This window comes from Chitinophaga sp., from assembly GCF_035564935.1.
Lineage (GTDB): Bacteria > Bacteroidota > Bacteroidia > Chitinophagales > Chitinophagaceae > Chitinophaga.
The window spans coordinates 1-1837 of sequence record NZ_DATMTE010000432.1; the positions used below are offsets into that span (position 1 = coordinate 1).

The following is a 1837-nucleotide window of genomic DNA, read 5'->3' on the forward strand; positions in this document are numbered from 1 at the left end:
CGTAAGAGAGTATTTCCACCCAGTCAACCCGCAGGGATAAGCCTTCTTCATTGGGTTTATCCTGGAAAAGGGCAGCGCTGGCGCCATCTGATAACATCCAGCGGAGGAAGTCCTTTTCAAAGGCGATGATGGGATTTTCGTCGAGACTTTTCAGGTTCTCCGCTTCCGGCTGGAATTTCTGCGCCAGCATCCAGGCGGAGAACTTTTCAGAACCGGTGCTTACTGCATTGGAAGTATTACCACAACGGATAGACATCCAGGCATATTTAAACGCCTGCATCCCTGCGGCACAAGCGCCTGTAGCTGCAATCAGCTCTACCGGCTGGCATTTCAGGATACCATGCACCATGGCGGCATGATTGGGTAACAACTGATCCGGAGAAGTAGTGCCGCAGGCCAGTAATTGTAATTTGCTAATGGGGAACTGCTCATCGAATAATTGCGATACAGCTGTTGCTGTCATTTCCGCATTGGAATGGGTGGATTTCCCTTCCTTGTCCAAAGAGTAGTAACGGGTTTTGATTTTATTGTTACCAAGTATCTTCAAACGCGCACGGGAAGCCTTTCCATCTACCATGCCGAGAATGCTCTCCATTTCATCATTTTCTACAGGCGTGTTAGGTAAAAATTTAGACAGCCTGGTAATATAAACTTCCTTCATTTGAATTTATTCGTCTTTTAAGGCTACATGTAAAACCTGGTCAGAACTGTCTTGCCTTACCAGCCAGCTCACAGTGAAATATATTTTAATTTAGTATGCGTTATACACAGACGTAAATATAGAACTCTAATTGGAATTACAAGTATCACGCCACTGCCCGGGGGGTGCTTTGTACTGGCATTACACCAGCCTTTGACATGCCCTTAAGGTGGACTTGATACGCTTTTATCTCAGGGAAACACCCTTGTAATAGTCTACTTCGCGGCGCAACTTAGCTTTTTTCAGATTCAACTGTATAATAGAAGTGACCAGGGAGATGGGTGTTAAAACAAAGATCCCTGCCAGCAGCAAGGCCCGGTACATGGACACACGTCCCTGACGGGAAGCCGCGCCGGGGCCACCCTTTGCGCTGATAAATTTAGCCCAGAAACGGAAAGCCCTGATACCTTTATTTTCGAGAACTACCAGGTTGGGAAGCAGTTCTACAGCATCGAGCGACAATAACTCCGTATGTAATGTATCCCATTTGTTGCTTTGCAGTGCGGTAGCTATGGGTCCGGCAAACCGGCCGGAGGTAACGATCTCGTTTTCCTGTACTCCTGCCTGTGGCAAAAAGCGGGTAGCCTCTTTTTTTCCTTTAAAAGCCCAGCGAAGAATGGTGATCACGGAAATAAGATTGGGCGATTTATCTACCAGCACAATATTTCCAACAAGGGTACTGCCCGCCTGCTGCAGGTAGTTTTTTACCCTTTCCTGTGCGTTCAGCCACATATTACGGCTACCCAGCAGTGTAATTACCTTTTTACCCTTCAATAACTGTTTGGCGGCTTCACTTTGCAGGAAAGCAGCAGTTGGCTGTGAGGGAGAAAGGAACCAGGGCTGATAAGCAAGGATCACCAGGTCGAAATGCGCATTCACATCCACTTTCAGCGGTTCAATGCCACGGGGGGTGGATTGAACGGTTTCCGGCATAGTGTCGTAAAATTGTTGCTTTCCCCATGGAAAAGGGAAAGGTGTTACAGGCACCAGTTGTTCAAAAGTAACATCGGCTTTGCCTTCCAGCGGGGCCAGCACATGATCAATAATCCTTTTCAATTGCCCTGTTTGTGTATAATATACCACCAGGATCTTCGGTCTTTCGTTCATAAAAGGAATAGGAGTTCAACAATTCAAACC

1 protein-coding gene and 1 pseudogene are annotated in these 1837 nt (G+C 46.9%); both read right to left on the reverse strand.

From position 1 onward, the window contains the following. A pseudogene (locus tag VN105_RS11155) lies at positions 1-661 on the reverse strand (hypothetical protein); the annotation flags it as partial. Positions 662-886: 225 nt separating this feature from the next. Then, positions 887-1807, reverse strand: coding sequence for a hypothetical protein (locus VN105_RS11160; RefSeq protein ID WP_325640821.1), 921 nt, complete (start codon positions 1805-1807; stop codon positions 887-889). Between the last annotated feature and the right edge of the window lie 30 nt (positions 1808-1837).